Below are 24,138 nucleotides of genomic sequence, written 5' to 3' on the forward strand. Positions count from 1 at the left end.
GGCCCGCGCGCGGCTGGCCGACTGCGCCGCGGATGCCGCGCCGGTGCCTGGCGAGGGGTGGCTGCTGGTCTTCGCGGGGGTGGGCAGTCCCGAGGAGGCCGAGCCGTACCTGCCCGGCCGCGGCGCGCACTGCCTCATCGTCGCCGACCGGACGGTGGACTCCTGGCGGGATCGGACGGTGGCCATCGGGCCGCTGCGTCGGCGCGAGTCGGTCATGCTGCTCACCAGCGCCGCGCCCATGGTCGATCCGGCCACCGCCGCCCGGCTCGGCGAGCTGCTCGGCCACCGGCCCGGGCTGCTGGCCGAACTCGCCGGCTACCTGATCCGGGAGACGGCGGTGACCCCGGAGCTCTGCCAGCGTCTGCTCGAGATGGCGGTGCCCCGGCCGACCCCGCCCGCCGCCGAGCCGTCGCCCACATCCAGCGGCGCCGAGCCGGCCGTCGCGGGAGAGCCGGCGGACCCTGACGGCGCTGTCCGCCTCTCCGAGGGCAACGGTTCCGCGGAACCCCGCCGCGGTCGCGGCGTGCCGGACGGCCCCGACGTCTCGGGCTCCCGCGGGGCCCCCGACAGCCGCCGTGCCGCGGGCGGCCCCGGTGCTGCTCACGGCTCCGGTGCCGCGGGCAGCATCCGGGCAGCCCACGGCGGCGGTCCTGGTCACGGCGGCGACGCTGCCCACGGCGGCGGTCCTGGTCACGGCGGCGACGCTGCCCACGCGCAGGCGGCGGCCGCCCGGGAGGTCGACGCGCTGGTGGCGGCGCTGATGGAGGTGGAGTACATCGCCGAGCCCGCCGGGTTCGAGCACTGGCTGGACGAGCTGACCCGCCTGCTTGGTCGCACCGTCGCACTGACCTCGCCGTGGCTCGCCGTCCGGCTGACCACCCTGGTCACCGAGGCAGTCCGCGAGCCAGGTCGCAGGATGCTCGACGCGCTGGTCCAGTCGCTGGAACTGGTCGCTCCCCGGGACGATCGGGCGGTCTCCGTCGTCCGCCGGCTCGTCGCCGAGCTGGCCGCTCGGCGTGCCGGTGGGCCCGAGCCGTCCGCCGATCCGGGGGCGCGGGCAGCCGGCCCTCAGTTCGTCTCCTGGCCGCTGGGCGACGGTGTCGCGCCGTCCGCGCCGCCGCCGCCCCGCGGGCCGGCCGGCGCGGCCGCCTACTACTTCTTCACCAGCCATGCCCATCGTCATGACCGGGACCGCGTCGTCGCCTTCCACCGGGAACTCGAGGCGGAACTGCGGCGCAAGGTCCGCCGGCGGGTCGAGCCGGCGGGCTTCCTCGACGCCGAACGGATGGGCGGCGGGGAACACTGGCCCACCGCGCTGCGCGACGCCGCGCGGACCGCGCCGGTGCTGGTCGCCCTGTGGTGCGACGACTACTTCGAGAGTGACTGGTGCGGCCGGGAGTTCGGGGTCTTTCAGGAACGGATTCGCCGGGCGACCAGGCCGGGGGGGAAACCTCCGGCGGGCATCATTCCGGTGCCCTGGCTGGTACGGGAGGCGGACGTGCCCGAGGCCGCGCGGGAGCTGCACATCGCGCGGATCGATCTTGGTCGGAAATACGACAACCTGCCTGTCCTGGACCTGATGCGACNCCCCGCAGCGTTCGCGGAGTATGTGAGCCTGTTGGCCTACCGGGTCATGGACGTCGCTCGCGACGAACTACCGCCGCTGGCGGCCGACGCGACCGAGCTCGTGCGTTCCCCGTTCCACCCCGAGTCGTGATGTACCGCACAGGATCGGTTGCCCGACCGTCGGCGCGTCGCGGGTCGGGAACGGAATCCGGGGACCGTCGAGGAAAGAATGCGGTCTGGCCGGAGCCGGTCGCCGTGGACGTGAGAGGCACGGGTGTGATGGTGGGGCGGGCGCGCTGTCGTGGAATGCGACCCGAGGGGCGCCGATGACCCCTTTCTTCCTCGTGCATCATGCCCTTGCCGGGGGCGACGGCAGCTATGTGCAACGCTTCGCCGGCGACGTGCAGGACGGCGTCTACGAGCGGTTCGGTCGCCGCGAGGCGTTCACGGGCGGGGTTGCCGGGGCGGAGGCGTCCGCGCCGGGCTCGCCGGGACAGTCGAACGCGCAGGTGCTGTTGTCGCCGGTGCTGGTGGCGCTGTACTCCGACGCGTACTTCTCCGACCCGCAGTGCCGGGTCGAGTGGTCGCTGTTCCGGGAGCGGCTGCGCTGGCACCAGCACTTCACCGGGCGCCGCTCGCCGGCGCTGATCGGCGTCCCCTGGTCCATCCGGGCGGTAGCGCCCCCGGTGCCGATCCGGCAGACGGACATGATCGACGACGACTTCGGCGCCGAGTTCGCCGCGGGTGGAGCGCTGCGGCTGATCCGTGCCGCCCCCGCCTCGCCCGGCTACCGGCACCTGGTCGGGGCCGTCGTCGAGCTGATCGCGCGGGCTCGGGTGGACGGGCCGCCGTCGCTGTCCGAACGCGACGCCGAGCTCGTGCGGCTCTCCGGCCGGACCGCCTGGGCGGGCGGGGCCGCCGCCCAGGATCCGCGGCGGCCCGCACCACGCGCGGCGTTGCGCCTCGGCGGGGAGCGCCGGTGGCGGATGGCCGATCCCGAGCACACCCGCCGGCCCATCCTGCGTCGAGCCGGCGTCGCGGAAAGGGGCGAAGACGATGACTGAGGTCACCGGGAGAACCGAGGCCGCCGGGAGAACCGAGGCCGCCGGGAGAATCGAGGCCGCCGGGAGAATCGAGGCCGCCGGGAGAATCGAGGCCGCCGGGGGAACTGAGGCCAACGGGAGATCGGACCCCGCCGAGAGCCCGGCGCACATCGTCACCTTCTACTCGTACAAGGGCGGCGCCGGTCGCACGATGGCGGTGGCGAACGTCGCCTGGCTGCTCGCCGCGTCCGGCAAGCGGGTGCTCACCGTCGACTGGGACCTGGAATCCCCCGGCCTGCACCGCTACTTCCGGCCCTTCCTGCAGAACAAGGAGCTCGACAGCAGCGACGGCGTCACGGAGATGCTGGAGGGTTTCATCCGGGAGATCGACCGCCTGCAGAACGCCGGGCACCCGGGGCTGGAGCAGGTTGTGAGCCCGCCGGACGCGGCCGCCATCCGGGAGATCACTGCTCATTACAGCGACTTCCGGCACAACGTCGAGACGATCGAGTGGCCGGGTTTCCCCGCCGCCGGGCGCATCGACTTCCTCGGCCCGGGCCGGCAGACCGCCAAGAACGCCGTCGTCGCGGTGGCGCTGCCGTGGCCGGCGTTCTTCGAGGACACCGACGGGCGGGCCTACTTCGCCGCGCTGCGTGACCGCATGCGCTTCGCCGGCTACGACTATGTCCTGATCGACAGTCGGACCGGAACCTCGGACGCCGCGGGCATCTGCACCCAGTTGCTACCGGACACCGTCGTGGTCGGCTTCGCGCTGAACAACCAGTCGATCGACGGCGGCGCCGCGGTGGTGCGCCAGATCCGCGGCGGCGAGCGGGCCATCCGTATCCTGCCGGTCCCGATGCGGGTGGAGGACACCGAACAGCGCAAGCAGGAACTACGCCGCCGTGCGGCCTTCCACGCGTTCCGCCCGGCGCTGAGCGACCTGTGCGGACCGGATCTCCAGGCGCAGCGGGCGCGCCTGATCGAGCTGGAGGTCCCCTACAAGGCTGCCTACGCCTACGAGGAGGTGCTCGCGACCTTCCTCGAGGACCCCGCGAGCCGGTCGGGCCTGCAGGCCGCCTACCGGGTGCTGGCCAGCGTGATCACCGGGGATGAGTCGCTTTCCACCCGGCCGGTGCCCGCCGAGGAGCGGGAGCGGGTGCTGCGCGCCTTCGAGCACTACGGGCCGCCCGCCCCGCGCTCCGTGGCGGTCTTCGGCGCGCCGGAGGACCGGCCGTGGGTCGACTGGCTGGTCTCCGTGCTCACCCCGACCGGCGTGCGGGTTCGACCGGTGTCCCCGACCTCCGTCACCCAGGAGGACTTCCCCGCGGCCGACGCGCTGATCGTCGTCGGCTCGCCGAACCTCGGGCCGGACACTCCGGGCGAAGCGGCACTGCGTGCGGTGGTGCGCGCCCGCGGGCGCGACGGGGTCGCGCGAGCCGCGGCGAGCATCATCCAGGTCGGCGTGACGCGGCTGGACGACGACTACACCAGCGCCGAGCTGATCGGGCTGACGACGCTCGCGGAGCGGGAGGCGGCGGTCGAGGTCCTCGAACGCCTGGCCCTGCCCGTCCCCGGGATCGGTCTCGGCGACCTCACCGCGGTCACTGCCCGCTATCCGACGCGCCGCCCGCGGGTCTGGACGATGCCGACGATGTTCAGCCAGCCGTTCATCGGCCGTCACGTCCTGCTCGACACCCTGCGCGATCGGTTGCTGCCCGGCGGTCGGGCCACCGGCCCGGCCCTGCTGGTCGGCGGCGACGGGATCGGCAAGAGCGCGGTCGCGGCCCAGTTCGCCCTCCGGTTCGGGGCGGACTACGACGTCGTCCACTGGATCCCGGCCGGTGACGAGACGTCCGTGCGGCGCTCCCTGGCCGACCTCGCCGTCCTGCTGCGCCCGGACAGCGACGTGCCGCAGGCCCAGCGTTCCCCGTCGGAGCAGCTCGAACGGGTGGCACTGGACGCGCTGCGCCGCGGCGACCCGTCGTCGCGCTGGTTGCTGATCTACGACGGCGCGGGGGACCCGGCGTCGCTGGCCGGGCTGGTGCCGACGGCCACGTCCAACGGGCACGTGCTGATCACCTCGGCCGAGCCGGGGTGGCGGGACCAGCCCGGCGCCCTGTGGGTGGAGCCGTTCGCGCCCGAGGAGAGCCTGGCGTTCCTGCGCCAGTGGCTGCCCGCGGTCGACCGGGAGAGGCTGGAACTGGTCGCCAAACGCCTCGATCACCGCCCGTCCGGTCTTCGCACGGCCGTGGGTCGGCTGCGCCAGGACTGGCGCGGCGCGGAGATCGACGACCAGGCGGTCGACGCCTACCTGGCCCAGGCCGTCGGTGCCACGGCCGAGACGACGACCTGGACGGTGTCCTTCGAGACGCTGCGGTCCGCGGCGAGTCCGGTCCGACGGGCGGCGGCCCGCCTGTTGGAGCTGTGCGCCTTCCTGTCCCCGCAGGGCGTCCCGCGCGGCCTGCTGGAGTCACCGGTGATGCTGCGCTACCTGGCCGGAGAGGTCGGCGACGACACGATCGCCGACCCGACCGTGCTGCCCGAGTTGTGGGGGGAGATCCGCAAGCCTCGGCTGGCCGAGGTCGACGCCGTGCCGGAGGGGCAGTTGCGGCTGGCGGCGCGCTGGCAACTGCTGCTCGTCGAGCGGATGGCCCCGGCCGCGCGGACGGCGGCGCGCCAGGCGGTGCTCGGGGTCTTCGCCGAGATCGCGCTGGCCGCCCCACGGGCCGCCGACCCGGGAAGCTGGCCGATCTACCGGATGCTGGAGGAACAGGTCGTGCCCTCCGGCGCGATCGACAGCCCGTCGCCCGCCGTGCGCCAGTGGCTGGTGTCCCAGGTGTACGCGATGTGGCGGTCGGGCCGGCTGGAACTCGGCCGGGACATGGCCGAGCGCACGCTGGACCGCTGGCGGGAGCTGTTCGGGCCGGACGACCCGCTGACCCTGCGGATGGCCACCCACCTGGCGATGCTGCTGCGGGACCTCGGCCGGTTCCAGGCCGCCTACGACCTCAACACCGACACCCTCGCCCGCCAGCGCCACCACCTGGGCATCTATCACCGGCACACGCTGATCACCGCGATGAGTTACGGCATCGACAGCCGCGAGCTCGGGCGGTACGCGATGGCGGCGGCCGAGGACAGCAGCACCCTGCTGGGGTTCCGGGAGACCCTCGGCGACAACCACCTCGACACCCTCATGGCCGCGAGCAACCTTGCGTTGTCGACCTTCCTGGCGGGCCGCGCCCGAGAGGCGCTGAACCTCAGCCTGGACACGATGCAGCGGCTGCGGCTGGTCGGCGGCGAGAACACCTCGCAGTTCTGGTGGTTGCAGGCGCGGGCGGGAATCTGCCATCGCGAGCTCGGTGAACTGGAGCAGGCCGAGGGGCTGCTGCGGCAGGCCGCGACGAGCCTCGCCGACATCGAGGGGAGCACCACCCACCTGACGCTGCGCTGCAACAAGCACCTCGCGGTCGTCCTGCGCCTGCGGGGCAGCGCGGATGCCGCCGATCACCTGGCGGCGGAGACGCTGCGACGCTACGTCGAGATCTACGGCGAGGCGGACCTGGGCACGATCGCCTGCCGACTCAGCCGCGCGGGTCACCTGCACGCCCTTGGGGAGCATCACCGGGCCGCGGTCGAGGCCGAGTCGTGCCTGCGGGAATACCTGCGGCTGCATGGCCCCGAACATCCGTTCACGAACATCTGCCGGTCCGATCTGTCGATCTATCTGCGCGCCGACGGGCGGCCGGCCGAGGCGCTCGCACTCGCCGAGCAGGCATATCTCACGCTCGCCGACGAGCTCTATCTGCACCATCCGTTCGCCTTGGCCGCGGGGGTGAACCTCGGTGCCGCGCGGGTCGCGTTGGACGACGTCGACGAGGCCCGCCGGCTGGCGGAGGAACTGCTGCAGGAGGCCGAGATGTCCCTGGATCGGCATCATCCCCATCTGGCGACACTGCGTCATAACGTGGCGGTGCTGGCCGCCGGGAACGCGGATGGCGGGCACGGTCACCGGGACATCGACATCGACATCTCCAGTGTCTGAACCGATCTCCGCTCCGCATCGGACGCATGCGCCGGCCACCACCCGTCGGGACCCGGCAGAAGGAGGAGCTGATGGTGACTGTTCCCGATGACTCCCTTGAACCCAACATCTTCACCGCCCGGCATATCGGCGACGAATACAACGGCATCATGCGGGAATTTCGCCGGGCGGTTGCGATTGCTGGGGCGCAGCACATCGAATACTACGATCGCGGACTGCCGACGGTGGCGGCGGATCTGCTCGCCCACCCGGTTCTGGCCGAGAACTTCCGTGGTGCCCGCACGGTTGAGCGGGCCCGCCGGGACTACGAGACGATCGGCCGCCAGCTCAACCATCGGATGACCGAACTGAATGCCGCACTGTTCGGTGTGGCCGGCGGTCGCCTGATCAGGACGGTCTTCGCGGCGCCCGATCGGGCGGTGCTGTACTTCGACATCGACGAGGGGCAGTACATCGTCGGCGTGAGCCTCACCGCGGACGCCCTGGACGCCGCCGACCTGACGCTGTCGGCGGCGGCGGCGCGGATCCGGACGGCCCGGGGCCTCGCCGACCCCAACTATGGCGGGTACCACCAGGGTGGCTACTACCAGCCGCCGGGGGCGCCGTCGGCAACCGGAGCGGTCGACGCCCGGCCGAGGGAGGACGCCGGTGAAGACCATGCCGGGGGAGACCATGCCGGCGAAGTCGAGGCCGGCGAAGTCGAGGCCGGGGGAGCGGCCCACATCTTCGCCTCGCTGCCACGGCCCTCGGTGCCGGTGTTCGCCAATCCCTGGGCCACTCTGATCCACCGGCGCTGGTCGCCGCTGCGCGATGGCCGCGAGGAGCTGTTCCAGGCGCAGGCGGTGAACATTCTTCAGCCGGCCGACCTCCAGTACATCGCGCTGGTGCGCGAGGGTCGGGTGAGCGCCGCGGACGTGCTGGACCACAGCGACCTGAACGAATTCTTCGTCGGTCCCGGGCGGACCGCTCGGCGGGACGCCTTCGAGCGGGTCGGCGCCGAGTTCCTGGTGCTGAGCGACCTGCTCGACGGGCTGCTGCGCTCGGTGCTCAACCGTCGCCTGACCCGCACCGTTCTCGACGTGGAGAAGGGCGCGCTGTATTTCCACCGGATCAGCCGGGACGAGGTTCTGCTCGGCGTCACTGTCGACCAGCGGCGGGTGGCCGACGCGGATCGGCGGTTCCAACTGCTCGTGCACCGATTCACCGCCGCCCGCGGGGAGTGATAGGCGGGCCTCGGTGCCGACGGGAACCCGTCGTTGGACGGGATCGCCGCCGATCCCGCCGCGCTATTCTTCGTCGTGCAGGTTCCTGCGCCGCAGGACGCGCACCGGCGTGGTGGGAGGCTCCACCGATGGCACACGATCCGACCCCCCTGCCCGGCGGTCTGGTGGACCTCTGCGGGTTCGACATCGACCGGCTCGCCGCATTGTCCGGCCCGGTGTCCGGGGAATGGCTGCGCCAGGTCGCGGCCTGGATCGGATATCCGGCCGCGCCGCTGCCGCCCGCCCTCGCCGCCGCGTTCAGCGGTTCGCTCACCACCGCCGGATACCAGCCCCGCAGCCGCCTGTACGGCGAGGTGTCGGACGGTGAGGTCCGGCGTGGCCGCGAGGTCGCCGAGCTGGCGCGTCCCGGCGAAGCGGCCGCGCTCCCGGCCGACCCCTCCCCGGCGGCCGCGCGCCCCCGCCTTCCCCACGACCCTGCCCCGCTGACCGCCGCCGGGGCGTGGGCGGGGTTCGCCGGCTCGCGGGCCGGGCCGCCCGCGCCCTCGGCTCGCCACCGAGTCACTCACGGTGACGTCGACGCGGTGGCACGCGGGCGGGCCGGCCCCGCCGTGCTCACCGAGCTGCGTCGAGCCCAGATCAGCCGGCGGATGCTGCTGCTCTGGGCCGTCCTGCGCAGCGTGCGCGCCGCCGATGTCGATGCCGAGACGCAAGCCTGCCTGGCCACGGCGGTGCGGGCGCTCGCCCGGGCCCAGCGGCGGGCGCCCGGTGAGGTGCACGCCCTGCTGCTGCACCCGACGGTCGGGATCTGGCTGGTGGACAGCCTGCGCCGGTGCTGGCGGGCGGCCGCTCGGGTCGACGGTGCTCGGGTTGACGGTGCTCGGGTTGACGGTGTCGGCGCGGCCGACGTCGACGGTCTGGGTTACCTCGGCGGGATCGCGATCGCCGCGGCCCTGCGCGCCCGGCAGCCGTGCCGGGTGCCGGTCCGGATCGTCGACGGGCTGATCGCCGTCCCGACCGTCGGCTGCGCCGTCGTGGGCGCGGCGGGCGGCTGGGCGCTTGCCGTCGTCACGCCGGCCGGCGCCGGGGGCGACCGGCCGTCGGCGCTGCGGGTGATGCTTCCCGACCGGTGCATCGTGGTGCGGCCCGATGATCCGCACCCGCCGACCGGGGGCGCCTGGCTCCCGGCGCGGTCTGCGTCGGCCGCCGCCGGGACCGCTGCCGCTGCCACTGCCGCTGCCGGCGGCCTCGAGCTGTCGCTGGAGGACACCGACCCGTTCCGCGGCAGCGACGCCCTCCCGTTGCCCGTCGCGGCGCGCGGCGGCCCGGCCACGGCGGCGCGCTGGCGGCGGCTGACCGGCGCGGCCGGAGCCATTCTGGCCTCGACAGATGCCAGCCAGGCGGCCGAGGTCGCCGGTACCCTGCGCGCCCTGGTGCCGCTGCGCGACGCGCCGGATCAGCCCAGCAGCAGCGCCACGGTGACCGACGCCCTCGGCACCATCATGATCACGCCACCGCTCGACGCGATGCGGCTTGCCATCGCGCTCGTCCACGAGGCGGCGCACAGCCGGCTGGAGATGCTGGGCGACATCACGCCGCTGGTACGGGCGGTCGAGGGCCCTCGGGTGCACTTCGCCCCCTGGCGCCCCGATCCCCGTCCGCTGGTCGCCGTCCTGCACGGCGCCTTCGCCTACTCCCGGATGGCCGCCTTCTGGGCGGCCCGCTGGGCGCGTCCGCCGGGCGCCGATGATCTGCAGGCGGCCTACGAGCTCGCCTGGTGCCGCGGGGCCCTGCGCCTGGCGCTGCCGGCGCTGCGGGCCGCCGGCGGCCTCACCGAGGCCGGTGACCACGTGGTCGCGGCGATGGAAGCCGACTGTGACGGCTGGGACCGCGTCGAGCTGCCGGCCGCGCTGACCCGGGCCGCCCGGCGCGTGTTGCGCGACGTGGGCGTGGTCTGGCGGCTGCGCAACATCCGCCCCGACGCCGAGCACATCGCCGGTTGGGCGTGGGACTGGCTGGCTGGCCGGCCCTGCGGACGCCCGGCGCCGCCGCGCTCCCGGGTGGAGCCCTGGACCACGCCGCACCCGGTGCACCGCCACGCCCGCCAGCGGCTCACCGCCCTCGCCTTCGCCTCGCCCCGCTGCGGCGGCCTGCACCTGCCCGGCGCGGCCACGGCCGGGGATCGGGCGGCCGTCGCCGGTGACACCGCCCGCGCGGCGGTCGAGTTCCGCCGGGAGCTGCGCGAGCGGCCGGGACGGGTGGAGTCCTTCGCCGGGCTGGCGCTGATCCACGCCGCCCGGGTCGGCGGTGGGCTGGAACGACGGCTCTGCCTCGATCATCCCGAAGCGCTGCTGGCGCTCGGTGAGCGGATCCGCGCCGCCACCGGTCGCACCCCCGACCTGCCCGACCTCACCGCCTGGATCGCCGCCGCCCGCCCCACGGGCCCCACCCGGCCGGTTCGGCGCATGGTCACCCGCGCGCAGCGAACCCCCGCCGCGTCCACCTGCTGACCCGTGGTTGTGCCGCTCCCGCGTAAGAGCGGGAGTGTCACGGAAAGCGTCAGGCCTATGGCGTTCCGCGTTCATATCTTCTACGGTTGGTAGAAGTCGAGGCGGAGGAGCGCGCGATGACGGATGGCGCGGTGCTGGATGTGCTGGTGGTCGGCTACGGGCCGGTCGGCGCGGTGCTGGCGGCGCTGCTCGGCCGGCGCGGCCTGTCGGTCGGCGTCGTCGAACCGCAGAAGGAACCCTTCCCGCTGCCCCGGGCCGTGGGCCTCGACGAGGAGACGCTGCGGCTGCTGGTCGGGCTGCCTGGCCTGGCCGGCTTCCTCGACCGGGTGCACGCCAGCGGCCGCAGCGCCATCCTCGGGCCGAACCGGCGCGTGCTCATCGAGCTCGGCCTCGGGGAGAGTGAGCTCGGTACCCCGGTCGCGGCGTTCTTCCACCAGCCATCGTTCGAGCGGGACCTGCGCGCCGGCATCGCCACCCTGCCCGGCGTCACCGTGCATCTCGGCCGGTCGGTGACGGCGCTGCACCAGGCCGGCGAGCCGGCGGACGCGGGCGATCCGGGTGATCCGGGCGATCCGGGTGATCCGGGCGGGACGGTCACCGCCGAGCTGGACGACGGCAGCCGGCTGCGGGCCCGCTGGGTGGTCGGCTGCGACGGCGCCTCGAGCCCGGTGCGCGGCATGCTCGGCGTCGACTACGCCGGGTCGACCTTCACCCAGCCCTGGCTGGTCGTGGATGTCGAGACGCCGACGCCGCTGGCACACCTGCCGTACTTCTCGTTCGTCTGCGACCCGCGGCGCCCGGCGGTCACCATGCCGATGCCCGGCGGCCACCGCTGGGAGTGGATGCTGCTGCCCGGGGAGGACCCGGCCCGGATGGCGCAGGCCGACGGCGTCCGCGCGCTGCTGAGCGACTGGGTGGACCCGGACACGGTGCGGGTGGTACGCACCGCCGTCTACACGTTCCACGCCCGCACGGCGGCGCGCTGGCGGGTCGGCCGGATCCTGCTCGCCGGGGACGCGGCGCACAGCATGCCGCCGTTCGCCGGCCAGGGCCTCGGCGCCGGGCTGCGCGACGCCGCCGCGCTGTCCTGGCGGCTCGCCGAGGTCATCGGCGGGCTCGCCGGCGAGGAGCTGCTCGACGAGTACGAACGCGAACGCCGCCCGCACGTCGAGGCGATGACGTCCGCGGCGCTGCGGGTCGGCCGGGTCGTGCAGACGACGAACCCGCGGCTGTCCCGACTCACCCGGTCCGTGCTGGTCACCCTCGACCACGCCCCCGGCCTGCGCCGTGCGCTGCGGGGCGGCGCGGCCCGACCGCGGCCGCGGCTGCCCCGCGGTGTCGCCGGCACCCGTCCCGCCGCCGGGCGGATCCTGCCGAACCCGCGGCTGCGCACCATGGACGGCCGCGTCATCCGCCTCGACGATCTGCTCACCGACGCCTGGACGCTGATCGGCCACGGGATCGACCCGACCGCCGGCCTGGACCCCGCCGCGCGGGACTGGGTCGACCGGCGGGCCGCCACCGCGCTCACCGTCGTCGCCCCCGGCGGTCTGCGGGCCGTCAGCGACGTCTCCTGCCCGGCGGTCGAGGACCTCGACGGCACGCTGCTGCACGCGCTGCGCACCCGCCGCCCGCTCCCGATCGCGCTCGTCCGACCCGACCGCTACCTCGCCGGCCTCGTCGCGGCGCCGCTGCGAGGTACCGACCTGCCCACCCCGCCGGCCACGCGCGGCTCTGACACTCCGTGGGCGGCTCGGCCGGCGTCCCGTTATTCGACCTCGCGAAGAATCCGTTCCAGGCTGGTCAGGCGGCCGCTCATCTCCGCGAGCTGCTTGCCGATGTCCGTCAGTTTCGCCGACGTCTGGTATTGGGCGTCGGTCGCGCCGTCAGCCAGTTCGCGGTAGTTGGATTCCTTGCTCAAAGCGACCTTCATGCGGGAGCGGGCCACCGCATACCAGGCGATGACGGCCACGAACAACAGGGAGACGATCAGCGAACCGAACGTCCACACCATTCCGTCGATCGACCACGAGTGCTCGTCCGAGGCGGCGTCCGCCAGACTCTGGATCATGTCAGTCTCCGTTCTTGCGCGACGGGGGGACGGGTCGATCGGCCGCGCCGTCCGCATCGATGGTCAGGGTTAGGGCGGCGGCCGCCAGCATCTCGGGTGTGAGGGTGAGCGCGAACGGCACGATCTCGTAGAACTTCATGGCCTTACCGTCTTCGGATACCTCGATGTGCGGCGAGACGAGTCCGGCGGCCTCCAGCCGGCGAAGGTGGACCTGGAGAAGGGGACGGCTCATCCCCAGGTCCCGGGCGAGCTGGCTGACATAGGCACGTCCACCGACCAGCGCCGCGATCGTCCGGAGGCGATGGGGGTTGGCGAGCACCGCAAGGAGGCGACACAGCTCGTCGCCAGTGACTTCAGGCTGTCGCACAATCACCTCCACCTACCTGCAAAAAAAATTTTGCACGTGCCGCGGATGGTTGTCAAGTGCGGGTGGGGGCGGTCCCTGGCGGCCTGTGAGCATCGTGTGCGTCGTCCTGCGGTGAATCGCGGGAGTTTTGACTTGGAGTGCGCTCCAGGTCCTAGCGTGGTCCCATGGCCACGCTCGAAGCACCCGCGACGACGTCCAGCCCGACCATCCCGCCCCGCCAGGCACCTCCCCGCCAGACAACGTCGCCCCGGCAGACAACGTCGCGCCAGGCCTCGTCCCGACAGGCCCCGCTTCGCCAGGTCCCGCCGCGATCCGAACCGGCGGGCGTGGTCGAGCCGGGGGATCCGCCCCACGCAGCCTGCGAGGAGCCGGTGTTCGACCCGCTGGCGGGGGACAGCGGCACCGGCACCCTGACGATCGCCGAGGCCGCCGCGGCCACCGGCGTCAGCACCCACACGCTGCGCTACTACGAACGCGCCGGGTTGATGCGGGACCCGGTCGCCCGGGCCACCTCCCAGCACCGGCGCTACTCCGCCGACGACATCCGCTGGGTCACGTTCCTGACCCGGTTGCGGACGACCGGCATGCCGATCCGGGAGATGGCCCGCTACGCCCGGCTGGCCGGCGCGGGCGAGGGCAACGAGGCCGAGCGCCTGGCGCTGCTCACCGAGCACCGCCGCCGAGTGCTGGAGCGCCTCGACGAGGTCCAGCGCAACCTCGCCGCCATCGACAAGAAGATCGCTGTCTACCAGGAAAGGATCGACCGCTGATGCGCAGGGTCACGTTGGGCAGCCAGGGACTGGAGGTCTCCGTCCAGGGCCTGGGCTGCATGGGCATGTCCGAGTTCTACGGCGCCGGGGACGACGCCGAGTCCGTCGCCACGATCCACCGCGCGCTCGACCTCGGCGTCACGCTGCTGGACACCGCCGACATGTACGGTCCGCACCGCAACGAGGAGCTCGTCGGGCGGGCGATCGCCGACCGCCGCGACCAGGTCGTGCTCGCGACCAAGTTCGGTATCGTCCGCGACCCGGCCGACCCCAGCGCCCGGGGGATCGACGGCCGGCCGGAGTACGTCCGCTCGGCCTGCGACGCGTCGCTGCGTCGGCTGGGCGTCGACCACATCGACCTGTACTACCAGCACCGGGTCGATCCGACGGTGCCGATCGAGGAGACCGTCGGCGCGATGGCCGAGCTCGTCGCCGCCGGGAAGGTGCGCTACCTCGGCCTGTCCGAGGCGGCGCCGGCCACCATCCGCCGAGCCCACGCCGTCACGCCGATCACCGCACTGCAGACCGAGTACTCGATCTGGTCCCGCGAGCCGGAGGCGGAGATCCTGCCGACCCTGCGCGAGCTCGGGATCGGGTTCATCTCCTACAGCCCGCTGGGACGGGGCTTCCTCACCGGCGCCTTCCGCTCGGCGGCGGACTTCGCCGCCGACGACTTCCGTCGGAACATGCCGCGGATGAACGGCGAGAACCTGGCGGCGAACCTCGCCGTGGTCGCCGAGATCGACAAGCTCGCCGCCGAGAAGGGCGTGACGCCCGCGCAGCTCGCGCTGGCCTGGGTGCACCACCAGGGTGACGACGTCGTGCCGATCCCCGGCACGAAGCGGCGCCGCTACCTGGAGGACAACATCGCCGCGGCGGAGATCGCCCTCACCCCCGCCGAGGCGCAGCGGCTCGGCGCCGCCGGGTCCGTGGTGGCGGGCACCCGCTACCCCGACATGTCGGGGGTCAACGGGTAACCGAGGCCGCCGAGGCCGGGGGCGGGGCCGAAGCCAGCGGCGGAGGCGAGGCCGAGCAGACGCGGTAGCCGATGCCGCGCACGGTGAGGATGTGGGTCGGGGCGGAGGGATCCACCTCCACCTTGCGGCGCAGCCGGCGGACGTGGACGTCGAGCATCCGCGCCCCGCCGAAGTAGTCGTAGCCCCAGATCCGTTCCAGGAGCTGCTGGCGGGTGACGGCCCGGCCGCCCGCCACGGCGAGTTCGCACAGCAGCCGGAACTCGGTGCGGGTCAGGTGCTGGTCCTCGCCGCGCCGGCTGACGGTCCCCTCGGCCGGGCGGATCTGCAGGTCGCCGACGCTCAGCGCGCTCGCCGTCGCCTGCTCCGGATGGACGCGGCGCAGCAGGGCCCGCAGCCGCGCCAGCACCTCCGGGGTGACCGGGGGAGCGGTGACGTAGTCGTCGGCACCGGCCTCCAGGGCCGCGACGACGCCGGTCGGGTCCAGCCGGTCGGCGACGACGACGAGGGGGACGTCGCCGGCGGCGCGCAGCCGGCGACAGAACTCCAGCCCGTCCATCGGCGCGGCCCGACCCGGGTCGTCCGGAGCCGACCGATCATCGCCGGCCGGCCCGAACACCAGCTCGTCCAGCCACAGCACATCGGTGGCCAGCGGCAGGCAGGTCAGCACGAGATGCGCGCCGCGCGCGGCCAGCAGGGCGAGGGCCTGCTCGCCGGTCCCGGCCGTGTCGACGCCATAGCCCTCGCCGAGCAGGGCGGGCACCAGGTCGCGCCGCAGGGCGGCCTCGTCCCCCACCAGCAGAAGTGTCGTCCGCACCTTGGTTATTTTCCCGGATCCGGCCTGGTTGTCCCCTCCGAGGCCCGTCCGGACCAGGGCCCACCGACCCCGTCCGCGCCGGGAAACCAGGGCTGACAAGGCCCTCGACGGCTCCCGACATGCCATTCGGCACATCCGACCGGTGGCCGAACGGCCCCGGACGGGGGTACCGCTGGTCCGCCCGGCGCGGGCAGCCCGGCCCGGCCCGATCGGGTCAGGCCGGCCCGGCGCCCGCGGCGCCGTCCTCCAGGTCGCCTTCGGTACGAAGGTAGAGCTCCTGCAGGGCGTCGAGGGTGGCGGGCTCGGGATGCTGCCACATACCCCGGGCGGCGGCCTCCAGCAGCCGTTCGGTGATGCCGTGCAGCGCCCAGGGGTTGGACTCGGTGAAGAACTTCTGGCTGTCGGCGTCGAGGGCGTAGGTCGCGGCGAGCCGCTCGTACATCCAGTCGGCGACCACGCCGGCGGTGGCGTCGTAGCCGAACAGGTAGTCGACGGTGGCGGCCATCTCGAACGCGCCCTTGTAGCCGTGGCGGCGCATCGCCGCCAGCCAGCGGGGGTTCACCACCCGGGCGCGGAAGACCCGGGAGGTCTCCTCGGTCAGGGTCCGGGTGCGCACGGCCTCGGGCCGGGTGCTGTCGCCGATGTAGGCGGCGGGCGCCCGGCCGGTCAGGGCCCGCACCGTCGCGACCATCCCGCCGTGGTACTGGAAGTAGTCGTCGGAGTCGGCGATGTCGTGCTCGCGGGTGTCGACGTTCTTCGCCGCCACCGCGATGCGCCGGTAGGCGGCCTCCATGTCGGCACGGGCGGGGGCGCCGTCGACGCCGCGCCCGTAGGCGTAGCCGCCCCAGGTGGCGTAGACCTCGGCGAGGTCGGCGTCGTCGCGCCAGTTGCGGCTGTCGATCAGTGGCAGCAGCCCGGCGCCGTACGCCCCGGGTTTCGACCCGAAGATGCGCAGCGTCGCCCGCCGCTCGTCGCCGTGGGTCGCCAGGTCCGCGCGGGCGTGGGCGCGGACGTGGTTGTCCTCGTCGGGTTCGTCGAGACCGGCGGCCATCCGCACCGCGTCGTCGAGCATCGCGACCACATGCGGGAAGGCGTCGCGGAAGAAGCCGCTGATGCGCACGGTCACGTCGATGCGGGGGCGGGCGAGCTCCGCCAGGCCGATCGGTTCCAGCCCGCTGACCCGGCGCGACGCGTCGTCCCAGACGGGCCGGATGCCGAGCAGGGCGAGCACCTCGGCGACGTCGTCGCCGGACGTGCGCATCGCGCTGGTGCCCCAGACGGACAGCCCGACGGACTGCGGCCAGTCGCCGGTGTCGGCCCGGTAACGGTCCAGCAGCGACGTCGCCATCGCCTGGCCGGTCTCCCACGCCAACCGGCTGGGGACCGCCTTCGGGTCGACGGAGTAGAAGTTGCGGCCGGTGGGCAGCACGTTGACCAGGCCACGCAGCGGGGAGCCGCTGGGGCCGGCCGGGACGTAGCCGCCGTCGAGGGCGTGCAGGACGCTCGCGATCTCGTCGGTCGTCCGCGCGAGCCGCGGCACGATCTCGGTGGCGGCGAAACGCAGCACCGCCCCGACCGCCTCTCGCCGCGCATCCGCGGGTGGTTCCGGTTCCTCCTCGGGGCCGGCTGGTGCCGCGGGCAGGACGGCGTCGAGGGCGGCGGGGACGGCGGCGGGCTCCCAGCCGCGGTCCTCCATCGCGGTGACCAGCGCGAGCGCGGTGCGCTCGGTGGCGTCGACGTCGGCGCGGGCGGCGCTGTCGTCCTCGGCCAGGCCGAGGGCCTCGCGCAGCCCCGGCAGCGTCCGCTGGCCGCCCCACATCTGGCGGGCCCGCAGCATCGCGAGGACGAGGTTGATCCGCGCCTCGCCGGCCGGGGCGACGCCGAGCACGTGCAGGCCGTCGCGGATCTGCGCGTCCTTGACCTCGCACAGCCAGCCGTCGACATGCAGCAGGAAGTCGTCGAACTCGGCGTCGTGCGGCCGGTCGGCCAGGCCCAGGTCGTGGTCCAGCCGGGCGGCCTGGATGAGGGTCCAGATCTGGGCGCGGATCGCCGGGAGCTTCGCCGGATCCATCGCCGCGATCGAGGCGTGCTCGTCGAGGAGCTGCTCCAGGCGGGCCAGGTCGCCGTAGCTCTCCGCCCGTGCCATCGGCGGGACGAGATGGTCGACCAGGGTCGCGTGCGCCCGCCGCTTGGCCTGCGTGCCCTCGCCGGGGTCGTTGACGAGGAACGGGTAGATCAGCGGCAGGTCGCCGAGGGCCGCGTCCGTCGGGCAGGACGCGCTCATCCCCACCGTCTTGCCGGGCAGCCACTCCAGCGTCCCGTGCTTGCCGAGATGGACGACGGCGTGCGCGCCGAAGCCCCCGGCCGCCGCCGGGGCGGCGAGCCAGCGGTAGGCGGCCAGGTAGTGATGGCTGGGAGCCAGGTCCGGGTCGTGGTAGATCGCCACCGGGTTCTCCCCGAAGCCGCGCGGCGGCTGGACCAGCAGCACGACGTTGCCGGCCCGCAGCGCGGCGAGGACGATCTCGCCGTCCGGGTCGCGGGTGCGGTCGACGTACAGCTCGCCCGGCGGCGGCCCCCAGTGCCGCTCGACGCTGGCCCGCAGGTCGGCGGGCAGCGTTGCGTACCAGGCCCGGTAGGCGGCCGCGGAGATCCGCACCGGGTTGCCGGCGAGCTGCGCCGCGGTCAGCCACGCCGGGTCCTGCCCGCCCGCCGCGATGATCGCGTGGATGAGGGCGTCGCCGTCCTGCGCGGCGACCCCCGGCAGGGCGTCCGGGCCGTCGGCGGGACCGACGTCGTACCCGGCGGCGCGCATCTCGCGCAGCAGCCGCACGGTGCTCGCCGGGGTGTCGAGGCCCACGGCGTTGCCGATCCGGGAGTGCTTCGTCGGGTACGCCGACAGCATCAGCGCGACCCGCCGTCCGGCGGGCGCGACGTGCCGCAGCCGGCCGTGCGCGACCGCGATGCCGGCGACCCGGTCGGCCCGCTCGGGATCGGCGACGTAGCTGGTCAGCCCGTCGGGGTCGACCTCCTTGAAGGAGAACGGCACGGTGATCAGACGGCCGTCGAACTCGGGGATCGCGACCTGGGTGGCGGCGTCCAGCGGCGACAGCCCGTCGTCGGAGTCCGCCCACGCCGCCCGGCCGCCGGTCAGGCACAACCCCTGCAGGATCGGGATGTCCAGCGCCGCCAGCGCCCCGACGTCCCACGCCTCGTCGTCGCCGCCGGCGGCGGCCCGCGCCGGCTGGCTGCCGCCCGCGGCGAGCACCGTGACGACGAGGGCGTCGGCCCGGCCGAGCGTGGCGAGCAGGTCCGGCTCGGCGGTGCGCAGCGACGCGCAGTACACCGGCAGCGGCACGCCGCCGGCCCGCTCGACCGCGGCGCACAGCTCCTCGACGAACGCCGTGTTGCCGGCGACGTGATGCGCTCGGTAGTACAACACCCCGATCACCGGGCTGCCCTGGTCGGCGGCCGTCGGTGCCGGTTGAGCTGTCGGTGCCGGTTGAGCTGCGGCGGGCCGGTCGAGCACGCCCCAGGCCGGGGTCGTCACCGGCGGGGCGAACCCGCCGCCGGTGAGCAGCAGCGTGTCGGCGAGGAAGCGGTGCAGCTCGCCGAGGTTGGCCGGCCCGCCCTCGGCGAGGTAGGCGTGCGCCTCGGCGCAGATGCCCGCCGGCACCGTGGAGATGGCCATGAGCTCCGCGTCCGGGGCCCGCTCCCCGCCGAGGACGACCACCGGCCGCGGCCCGGCGAGCAGGGCGGCCAGGCCCTCCTCCCACATCCGCCGTCCGCCGAGGATGCGCACGACGATCACGTCCACGCCGTCGGTCAGCTCGTCGAGGTCGCTGGCGTCGCTGGCGTCGGTGACGTCGAGGCGGGCCGGGTTGCCGAGCCGGTAGCGGGCGCCGCTGGCCCGCGCGGAGAGCAGGTCGGTGTCCGACGTCGACAGCAGCAGGACGACGGCGTCGAGCTCGCTTTCGGCGGTGAACTCGGACGGCGTGCTGGGCGCAGGGGTCATGGTGCTGCCTCTCCCGGGGTTGGGCGCCTCACCATCGCAGAACGGCCGCTGGGTGTGTCAAGCGCTGTGCGGATACCGCCACGAACAACGATCAACCGACAGGTGCCGGGCGAGGCACGTATGCTCCGCCGGTGCCCACCAGCCCGCGGGAGCGCGCCCATGACGCCTGCCCCGGCGTGCTGCGGACGCATCCGGCCGCGGACGGCGCGCTCGCCCGGCTGCGGATTCCCGGCGGAGCCCTCGACAGCGGCACGGCGCGCGCGCTCGCGGCCTGCGCCCGGGATGTCGCTGACGGTTTCCTGGAACTGACCTCCCGGGGGAACGTGCAGCTTCGCGGCCTCGCCGACGGCGCCGCCGCGGTCCTCGCCGCGCGGGCCGGGGCGGTCGGGTTGTTGCCGTCGACCACCCACGAGCGGGTCCGCAACATCGTCGGCTCCCCGTTGTCCGGGCGCGCCGCCGCCGGGGTGCGGGACATCGCCTCGCTCGTCGACGCCCTCGACGCGGGGCTGTGCGCGGACCCGCAGCTCGCCGCCCTGCCCGGGCGGATGCTCTTCGCCGTCGACGACGGCAGCGGCGACCTGGCCGAACTGCCCGCCGACCTCGCCCTGCGCGCCCTGCCGGCGGGGGAGACGATGCTGATCGTCGCTGGCGGGCCGACTGTCGCTGGCGGGCCGACCGCGCTGCGGATGCCGGACCGCGCCGCCGTGCCCGCGCTGCTCGCCGCCGCCCGGGCCTTCCTCGACGTCCGCACCGCCGGGGGCGCCGCCGCGACAGCCTGGCGCGTCGCCGAGCTGCCCACCGGGCGGGATCGCCTGCTCGCCGCAGCCGCAGCCGCCGCTGGTGTCGATGTCGCCGCCGGTGTTGATGTCGGCGCCGGTGTTGATGTCGGCGCCGGTGTTGATGTCGGCGGTGGACCGCCGGGCGCCCGGCCGGGTCGGCACCGCCAGCGGGACGGTCGATGGGCGTTGACCGCGCTCGTCCCGCTCGGGCGGCTGCGGGCCGACCAGCTCGACCTGCTCGCCGCGGTCGCCGAGGCTGACGGTGACGGCCAGGTGATGGTGACACCGTGGCGGTCGGTCGTGCTGCGCGACCTCGACGCTGCGGCAGTGGCGCGGGAATCGGACCGGCTGGCCGCCACGGGCCTCGTCGTCGACGCGGACTCGGGCTGGGTCGGGGTCACGAGCTGCGCCGGGCGGCCGGGATGCGCCAAGGCGCTCGCCGACGTTCGCCGCGATGCCGGCCGATCGGCGGGGGCAGGTAGCGCCCCGGGGCGGCCTCCCTCGCCGGGCGACGGACCGCGGCACCGTCGGGATCGGCTGCCCGTGCACTGGTCGGGCTGCGCTCGCCGGTGCGGCCAGCTGGCCGGCGAGGTGGTCGAGGTCGTCGCCGATGCCATCGGCTACCGGGTCCGCCGCTGTGCCGGCAGCGGGACGCTGGTGCCCTGGTCGGACGGCGCCCTCCCGGGTGAGGTGTCGGCCGTCGACTGGGACGCGCTCGTCGACGTGGTGGCGGCGCAGCGGTCGGTTGCCCGCCCGCGTCGGGATGGACGGGAGAATCGTTCCGCGTCGGGATGGACGGGAGAATCGTTGATGGAGGTGGCGATGGCGGCCGGAACGCCGCGTCCCGACTACGTCCGGGACGGCGCGGAGATCTACCGTCGTTCGTTCGCGACGATCCGCGCCGAGGCCCGTCTCGACGGGCTACCCGTCGACGTCGCCCGCGTCGCCGTCCGCATGATTCATTCCTGCGGCATGGTCGACCTCGTCGACGATGTGGCCTTCAGCCCCGGCGTGGTCGCCGCGGCCCGGGCGGCCCTGCTGGCCGGCGCGCCGGTGCTGTGCGACGCCCAGATGGTCGCCGCGGGGGTGACCCGCCGCCGGCTGCCCGCCGGCAACGACGTGCTGTGCCTGCTCGGCGACCCGCGGGTGCCGGGCCTCGCCGCAGAGCTGGGCACGACCCGCAGCGCCGCGGCGGTCGACCTGTGGGGCGAGCGCCTCGCCGGCGCTGTCGTCGCGATCGGCAACGCCCCGACCGCGCTGTTCCGGCTGCTGGAACTCGTCGCGGCCGGCGCGCCACGGCCGGCGGCCGTCCTCGGCGTCCCGGTGGGCTTCATCGGCGCGGCCGAATCGAAGCAGGCGCTCGCCGATGATCCGGCGGGCCTGGAGTTCCTCGTCGTGCACGGCCGGCGCGGTGGCAGCGCGATGGCCGTCGCCGCCGTCAACGCGATCGCCAGTGAGGACGAATGAGCGACCCGCGTGAATCGGCGGAGGCCAGCTCGACGGGCCGGCTGTGGGGGGTCGGGGTCGGTCCCGGTGACCCCGAGCTGATGACGCTGCGGGCGGCGCGGCTCATCCACGACGCCGACGTGATCGCCTATCACAGCGCCCGGCACGGTCGCAGCATCGCCAGGTCGATCGCCGCCTCGCACCTGCGCGGCGACCAGATCGAGGAGGCGTTGGTCTACCCGGTCACCACGGAGACGACCAGTCATCCCGGCGGCTACCGGGGGGCGATCGACGAGTTCTACGAGGACTGCGCCAAGCGGCTGGCGGCCCACCTCGACGCCGGCCGGACCGTCGTCGTCCTCAGCGAGGGCGACCCGTTCTTCTACGGGTCGTTCATCCACCTGCACCGCCGTCTCGCCGATCGCTACCCGACCGAGGTCGTGCCCGGGGTGACGTCGTTGTCGGCGGGCTGCGCGGTGCTCGGCCGCCCGCTCGTCGAGGGCAACGAGGTCCTCACCGTCCTGCCGGGCACGCTGACGCCGCAGATCCTCGCCGAGCGCATCGCCGGCACAGACACCGCGGTCGTGCTCAAGATGGGCCGGACCTTCCCCGGCGTTCGCGACGCCTTCACCGACGCCGGCCGGCTCGCCGACACCTGGTACGTCGAGCGGGCGACGACCGCCGGTCAGCGGATCGCCCCGCTCGGCGAGGTCGACCCGGCCACCGTGCCCTACTTCTCCCTGGCCGTGCTGCCGAGCCCGGTGCGCGGCCCGGACGATCCGGCGCCGCTGCGCGCCGGCCAGGCCGACTGGGTGCTCGTCGGCGCCGCGAGCCAGCCGGCGCCGACGCCGGCGGTCGGGGAGGCCACCGATGCGCCCCGCGCCGTCGAGGTCGGTGAGGTCGTCGTGATCGGGCTCGGCCCGGGCGCGCAGGGCTGGTTGACCCCGCAGGCCGCCGCCGCACTCGCCGCCGCCGACGACCTCATCGGCTACGGCCCCTACCTCGACCGGGTGCCCGCCGATCCGCGCCAGCGCCGACACCCGTCGGGCAACACGGTCGAGGCGGAACGCGCCGAGCTCGCACTGGAGCTGGCCGCCGCCGGGGCGAACGTCGCGGTGGTGTCCTCCGGTGACCCCGGCGTCTTCGCGATGGCGACCGCGGTCGTCGAGGCCGCGGCGCAGCGGCGGTTCGCCCACGTCGACGTGCGGGTCGTGCCCGGGCTGACCGCCGCCCAGGCGGTGGCGAGCCGGGTCGGCGCGCCGCTCGGCCACGACTTCTGCGTGCTGTCGCTGTCCGACCGGCTCAAGCCGTGGGAGGTCATCGAGGGGCGGTTGCGCGCCGCCGCGGCGGCCGACCTCGTCCTCGCCATCTACAACCCGGCGTCGCGGACACGCCGCGAGCAGCTCGAACTGGCCCGCGCGGCGCTGCTGGAGCACCGCGCGCCGGACACCCCGGTGGTGATCGGTCGCGACGTCGGCGGCCCCACCGAGACCGTCACCGTGACGACCCTCGGCGATCTTGACCCGGGCGTGGTCGACATGCGCTGCCTGCTGCTCGTCGGCTCCTCGACGACGCGGATCGTCCGCCGCGGCACCGGCCGAGACCTCGTCTTCACCCCCCGCCGCTACCCGGCACCGTGAGGTGCGGGTCGGGGAAGAAGCAGTAACGATCTTCTCGCCGGCCCGATGGGGTGTTGGTTGGTCTGGGTGCGGAAGTGCTCGGGAGTCGGTTCCGCGGGGCCGCACCAAGTGATCTAGTTAGGCAGCTTGACTGTGTGGAGGCGTTGTCTCGGAGGTCGAGTGCTGGGGGCCTGGGTTGGGCCGGTTGGTGTGGAGGATGGCGTGGATGGAGTCGTGGAGGTTCGGTGGGCCGCCGTCGGGGGTGTGGATGGCGGTGGGGTTGATGTGTCGGGATGTGTCGGGTGGTGTCGGCGAGGGTGCTGGTGGGGTGGGGGCCGGGGTCGAGGGGTGGGGTGGGGGTGCGGCCGTCGGGGGTGTGGGCGTGGGCGGTGCCGTCGGGGGTTCGGGTGAGGGCGATGTTGTCGTCGTGGATCGTGTGATGGTGGGCGGAGCAGAGCAGGAGCAGGTGGTCGGTGTCGTGGGTCCGCCCAGGACCCCCGCGTGCCGCCCGCCGCGCGCGGTCCGAGAGCCTGTCACGATTTCCGTGTAAGCCAGAGGTGAATAGCTTAGCTTNCGCGTTCACACTATCAGAAAGGTAGGCGTCCGGGGAAGAGGCTGGAGAGCGTGTTGAGTGCGATTTTCCATCCGTGGGTTCCGGTGCCGGACTCGCCGCCCCGCTGACTCGATATGTTGCGAAGCCCGAGGTAGAGTAGCTTCATCGCCGCGTCACGGTCGGGAAAATGCCCGCGGTTCTTCGTGATTTTCCGGAGCTGGAAGTTCATCGACTCGATCGCATTGGTCGTGTACACGATCTTCCGGAGCTCGGGTGGGTAGTCGAGGAACGGAATGAACTCCGGCCAGGCGTGACGCCACACGTCGACCGCTCCGGGATACTG

The 24,138-nt window shown here is 74.1% G+C and carries 14 protein-coding genes and 1 pseudogene; 11 read left to right on the forward strand and 4 right to left on the reverse strand.

The features are described 5' to 3' along the window. Positions 1-760: 760 nt before the first annotated feature. The 6 genes from UK82_RS40690 to UK82_RS28220 form a co-directional block, all read left to right on the forward strand. Positions 761-1,586: TIR domain-containing protein (locus tag UK82_RS40690; protein ID WP_396230663.1), on the forward strand; the 826-nt coding region annotated here is incomplete at its 3' end. Positions 1,587-1,892: 306 nt separating this feature from the next. Further along, positions 1,893-2,630: a hypothetical protein gene (locus UK82_RS28200; protein WP_044887553.1), complete on the forward strand. Its 738-nt coding sequence runs from the start codon at positions 1,893-1,895 to the stop codon at positions 2,628-2,630. Continuing rightward, entirely contained in the window at positions 2,623-6,657 is a 4,035-nt protein-coding gene (gene fxsT / locus UK82_RS28205; RefSeq protein ID WP_236706545.1) for an FxSxx-COOH system tetratricopeptide repeat protein, read from the forward strand. Before UK82_RS28200 ends, fxsT begins: the two co-directional genes overlap by 8 nt. A gap of 71 nt (positions 6,658-6,728) precedes the next feature. Then, positions 6,729-7,880, forward strand: a complete 1,152-nt coding sequence (locus tag UK82_RS28210) for a hypothetical protein (RefSeq protein WP_055410349.1) — start codon at positions 6,729-6,731, stop codon at positions 7,878-7,880. A gap of 128 nt (positions 7,881-8,008) precedes the next feature. Continuing rightward, the gene (locus tag UK82_RS28215) at positions 8,009-10,387 is read left to right on the forward strand and encodes an aKG-HExxH-type peptide beta-hydroxylase (protein WP_055410336.1); all 2,379 of its coding nucleotides are present in this window, start codon (positions 8,009-8,011) and stop codon (positions 10,385-10,387) included. A 116-nt stretch (positions 10,388-10,503) separates the two neighbouring features. Continuing rightward, the gene (locus tag UK82_RS28220; RefSeq protein ID WP_236706546.1) at positions 10,504-12,291 is read left to right on the forward strand and encodes a bifunctional 3-(3-hydroxy-phenyl)propionate/3-hydroxycinnamic acid hydroxylase; all 1,788 of its coding nucleotides are present in this window, start codon (positions 10,504-10,506) and stop codon (positions 12,289-12,291) included. Between the two features lie 168 nt (positions 12,292-12,459). On the opposite strand, the gene UK82_RS28225 is transcribed toward UK82_RS28220, so the two are convergent. Further along, positions 12,460-12,837 (reverse strand): ArsR family transcriptional regulator, encoded by a 378-nt coding sequence (locus UK82_RS28225; RefSeq protein ID WP_236706547.1) that lies wholly within the window; start codon positions 12,835-12,837, stop codon positions 12,460-12,462. 152 nt (positions 12,838-12,989) lie between these two features. Here UK82_RS28225 and UK82_RS28230 point away from each other — a divergent pair, with 152 nt between their 5' ends. Both UK82_RS28230 and UK82_RS28235 read left to right on the forward strand, forming a co-directional pair. Continuing rightward, positions 12,990-13,595, forward strand: coding sequence for a MerR family transcriptional regulator (locus UK82_RS28230; protein ID WP_236706548.1), 606 nt, complete (start codon positions 12,990-12,992; stop codon positions 13,593-13,595). Further along, the gene (locus tag UK82_RS28235) at positions 13,595-14,572 is read left to right on the forward strand and encodes an aldo/keto reductase (RefSeq protein ID WP_055410338.1); all 978 of its coding nucleotides are present in this window, start codon (positions 13,595-13,597) and stop codon (positions 14,570-14,572) included. Before UK82_RS28230 ends, UK82_RS28235 begins: the two co-directional genes overlap by 1 nt. Here UK82_RS28235 and UK82_RS28240 read toward each other — a convergent pair. After that, positions 14,562-15,386, reverse strand: a complete 825-nt coding sequence (locus UK82_RS28240) for a response regulator transcription factor (RefSeq protein ID WP_082122197.1) — start codon at positions 15,384-15,386, stop codon at positions 14,562-14,564. The two genes, UK82_RS28235 and UK82_RS28240, sit on opposite strands and share 11 nt — an antisense overlap. Before the next feature lie 214 nt (positions 15,387-15,600). Further along, complete coding sequence (gene cobN, locus UK82_RS28245) at positions 15,601-19,398, reverse strand: cobaltochelatase subunit CobN (protein WP_055410340.1); 3,798 nt, start codon at positions 19,396-19,398, stop codon at positions 15,601-15,603. A gap of 176 nt (positions 19,399-19,574) precedes the next feature. Between cobN and UK82_RS32095 the strand changes: the two are divergent. The 3 genes and pseudogenes from UK82_RS32095 to UK82_RS28260 form a co-directional block, all read left to right on the forward strand. Further along, positions 19,575-20,519 (forward strand): annotated as a pseudogene (locus UK82_RS32095) (nitrite reductase); the annotation flags it as partial. A gap of 468 nt (positions 20,520-20,987) precedes the next feature. Further along, positions 20,988-21,644: a precorrin-8X methylmutase gene (locus UK82_RS28255; protein WP_044887547.1), complete on the forward strand. Its 657-nt coding sequence runs from the start codon at positions 20,988-20,990 to the stop codon at positions 21,642-21,644. Continuing rightward, positions 21,641-23,263: a precorrin-2 C(20)-methyltransferase gene (locus UK82_RS28260; protein ID WP_055410341.1), complete on the forward strand. Its 1,623-nt coding sequence runs from the start codon at positions 21,641-21,643 to the stop codon at positions 23,261-23,263. Before UK82_RS28255 ends, UK82_RS28260 begins: the two co-directional genes overlap by 4 nt. Positions 23,264-23,829: 566 nt before the next feature. On the opposite strand, the gene UK82_RS28270 is transcribed toward UK82_RS28260, so the two are convergent. Further along, a partial coding sequence (locus UK82_RS28270; RefSeq protein WP_055410351.1) for an IS256 family transposase occupies positions 23,830-24,138 on the reverse strand: 309 nt, incomplete at its 5' end.

The sequence above is a fragment of the Frankia sp. ACN1ag genome, assembly GCF_001414035.1.
Lineage (GTDB): Bacteria > Actinomycetota > Actinomycetes > Frankiales > Frankiaceae > Frankia > Frankia torreyi.